The organism is Kitasatospora sp. NPDC002551 (genome assembly GCF_040296005.1).
GTDB lineage: Bacteria > Actinomycetota > Actinomycetes > Streptomycetales > Streptomycetaceae > Kitasatospora.
The window spans coordinates 1-3049 of the sequence record NZ_JBEOWI010000152.1 but is presented as its reverse complement, the minus strand read 5'-3'; the positions used below and the strand labels follow the sequence as shown (position 1 = coordinate 3049).

The window sequence follows — 3049 nt, the reverse complement described above, 5'->3', positions numbered from 1 at the left end:
TGACCTCCTCGGTGACCGGGTGCTCCACCTGCAGACGGGTGTTGACCTCCAGGAAGGAGATCGTGCCGTCCACCGCCACCAGGAACTCGCAGGTGCCCGCGCCCTGGTAGCCGGCCTCCTTGAGGATGGCCTTCGACGCCCGGTAGAGCTCGGCGTTCTGCTCCGGGGTCAGGAACGGCGCGGGCGCCTCCTCCACCAGCTTCTGGTGCCGGCGCTGCAGCGAGCAGTCACGGGTCGAGACGACCACCACGTTGCCGTGCTTGTCGGCCAGACACTGGGTCTCCACGTGCCGCGGGTTGTCCAGGTAGCGCTCGACGAAGCATTCGCCGCGCCCGAAGGCGGCGACCGCCTCGCGCACCGCGGAGTCGTACAGCTCCGGGATCTCCTCCAGCGTGCGGGCGACCTTCAGGCCGCGGCCGCCGCCGCCGAACGCCGCCTTGATGGCGACCGGCAGGCCGTGCTCCCGGGCGAACGCGACGACCTCGTCGGCACCCGAGACCGGGTCCGGCGTACCGGCCACCAGCGGGGCACCGGCGCGCTGCGCCACGTGCCGGGCGGTCACCTTGTCGCCGAGGTCGCGGATGGCCTGCGGCGGCGGGCCGATCCAGGTGAGGCCCGCGTCGATCACGGCCTGGGCGAAGTCGGCGTTCTCCGACAGGAAGCCGTAGCCGGGGTGGACGGCGTCCGCGCCCGAGTCGGCGGCGGCCTGGAGGACCTTGGCGATGTCCAGGTAGCTGGTGCCGGGGGTGTCGCCGCCCAGCGCGTAAGCCTCGTCGGCCGCGCGGACGTGCAGCGCATCCCGGTCCGGCTCGGCGTAGACGGCGACGCTGGCGATACCGGCGTCCGAGCAGGCACGGGCGACGCGGACGGCGATTTCCCCGCGGTTGGCGATGAGCACCTTGCGCACTGTGGCTCCCTTCTTGAACCTCGTTGAGTTTATGGATTCCTGGGCGGTACCGGCGAGTAGCCCCAGGTTGTGAACTATCCCACACGGAGGGTGATGCGCCCGGACGGGTGGTGGGCGGCCCGACGGGAGTCCTCGCAGGTGGTGGTGGGTGCGATGGTGGCGGCCCGGCGTTCGCGCTCGGTGACGGGGGCGGCGTGGCGCGGCGGTGGCTTCGGCCACACCCCAGCCGTTCGCGAGTCGGACTCAAGCGGTGGCGGCGGACGCGGGGGCCGGGGCGGGCGGTGCGGGCGCGCCCGGCGGGGCCGGCGCGCGCTCCAGGGCCCGCTCGGTGACGTCGGCGACCTGCTCGACGACGTCGGGGCCGTAGGCGGCCGGGTTGACCACCTTGAGCAGCAGCGCGAAGGTGCCGTCCGTGCCGTACCGGCGGGCCAGCCGGCGGTGGTGGGTCACCAGGTGGCGGACCCCGGCGTGGTTGGCGACGCCGGTCTGTCCGGAGACGAGGAAGACGGGGCGGCCGTCCCCGGGGGTGGCCAGCCGGGCCAGCAGGACGTACTCCCCGGCCTCCGCGTCGGCGGTGTAGGACCGGTCGCCGACGGTGACGGTGTTGTCCAGCACGGCGTGGTCGCCGGAGAACGTCACCCCGGGCAGGCCCCAGGCGAGGTGGGCGGCCATCCGCTCGTTGGAGACGGGGCCGCCGAAGCAGAGCTCGGTCCTGGTGCCGAGGCCGCGCGGCGCGGCGTCGTGCGCGACCAGGTCGGCGTGCGCGCCGCACTCCTTCACCAGGGCGGCCAGCTCCATCAGCGCGTAGGCGTCGCGCCGGGTGACCGTCCGGGGGTGGGCGCCGGTGCCGATGCTGCGGTTGACCACGATCAGGCACTCGCTGCCGGCGGGCAGGCCGAGGAAGGCCCTGGCCCGCTCCAGCCGGCGTCTTCGGCGCAGGCTCTGGCCGAGCCAGCCGAGCGCGGCACTGATCGCGCTGGCCAGCAGGCCCAGCAGCACGTTGAGCAGACTGTCGGTCATCCGCTCGCCACCTCCCCCGTCGCTCCGGAGCGCCGACGTCCGGACGCCCTTCCAGCGTGCATCAAATGAGGTTATCAACGGGTTCGTTGGCGACAATTGGGCCGCTGTTTGGCGCACCGGCGACGGTAGCCGGCGGGGCGGTCAGGTCCAGAGGTCGGTGATCCGGACGTCCAGCTCGGCCAGCAGCGTGCGCAGCAGCGGCAGCGAGAGGCCGATGACGTTGCCCGGGTCGCCGTCGACGCCCTCGACGAACGGCGCCGAGCGGCCGTCCAGGGTGAACGCGCCCGCCACGTGCAGCGGTTCGCCGGTGGCGATGTAGGCGGCGACCTCGGCGTCGTCCGGGGTGCCGAAGCGCACCGTGGTGGAGGCGGTGGCGGAGGACCGCCGGCCGGTGGCGGTGTCGATCACGCAGTGGCCGGTGCGCAGCACACCGGCCCGGCCGCGCATCGACTGCCAGCGGGCGAGCGCCTCGGCCTCGTCGGCGGGCTTGCCGAGGGCCAGGCCGTCCAGCTCCAGGACCGAGTCGCAGCCGACGACCAGTTCGCCGTCGGTGAGGCCGGCGGCGACGGCGTCGGCCTTGGCCTCGGCGAGGACGAGCGCGAGTGCGGCGGGGGTTTCGGCGGTGAGCGCGTCCTCGTCGACGCCGCTGACCACCACCCGCGGGTCGATGCCCGCCTGGCGCAGCAGCCCGAGCCGGGCGGGGGAGGCGGAGGCGAGGACGAGCGTGCGGCGGTCGGTCATGCCCACCAGGGTAGAGGGCCGCCCGGGGCGGCCGTCCGGTGATCCTCAGATCATCAGCAGAACGGCGATCAGGAGGGAGAGCACGGCGAGCACATGCCCGGCCCGGCGCAGCTTGCGCTGCAGCCGCCGGGCTTCCGGGGAGGGCTCGTCGCGGGGGTCTGACCAGAGCATCGTTCCAGGATGCTCCGGCGGCGGGCCGGGGCGCCTGAGTACCCGTACTCAGGTTTCGGGGCAATCCGGGCCCCGGGCCCCCTCTTCCCGGGGCCCTCGGGGCCTTCGGGGGCGCGCGACGGCGGTCCGGGGCTCCCACTGGCGGCCGGCCTTGCCCGCGTCCATCGCCTCGTTGGCGAGCCGGTCGGCGTCCTTGTTCTTCTCGCGCGG

Annotated in this window: 4 protein-coding genes; all 4 read right to left on the bottom strand. The window is 74.3% G+C overall.

Features of this window, described 5'->3' with window-relative positions:
* Positions 1-907: acetyl-CoA carboxylase biotin carboxylase subunit (locus ABT093_RS40735; RefSeq protein WP_350572560.1), on the bottom strand; the 907-nt coding region annotated here is incomplete at its 3' end.
* A 243-nt stretch (positions 908-1150) separates the two neighbouring features.
* Positions 1151-1927, bottom strand: coding sequence for a hypothetical protein (locus ABT093_RS40730; RefSeq protein WP_350572559.1), 777 nt, complete (start codon positions 1925-1927; stop codon positions 1151-1153).
* A gap of 141 nt (positions 1928-2068) precedes the next feature.
* Entirely contained in the window at positions 2069-2668 is a 600-nt protein-coding gene (locus ABT093_RS40725; RefSeq protein ID WP_350572558.1) for a nucleoside triphosphate pyrophosphatase, read from the bottom strand.
* 45 nt (positions 2669-2713) lie between these two features.
* Positions 2714-2839, bottom strand: coding sequence for a morphogenic membrane protein MmpB (gene mmpB, locus ABT093_RS40720; protein WP_350572557.1), 126 nt, complete (start codon positions 2837-2839; stop codon positions 2714-2716).
* Positions 2840-3049: the final 210 nt, after the last annotated feature.

Excerpts from the sequence above, each read along its gene's own strand:
- ABT093_RS40730 (WP_350572559.1), bottom strand. The coding sequence starts at position 1,927 with ATGACCGACAGTCTGCTCAACGTGCTGCTGGGCCTGCTGGCCAGCGCG.
- ABT093_RS40725 (WP_350572558.1), bottom strand. The coding sequence starts at position 2,668 with ATGACCGACCGCCGCACGCTCGTCCTCGCCTCCGCCTCCCCCGCCCGG.
- mmpB (WP_350572557.1), bottom strand. The coding sequence starts at position 2,839 with ATGCTCTGGTCAGACCCCCGCGACGAGCCCTCCCCGGAAGCCCGGCGG.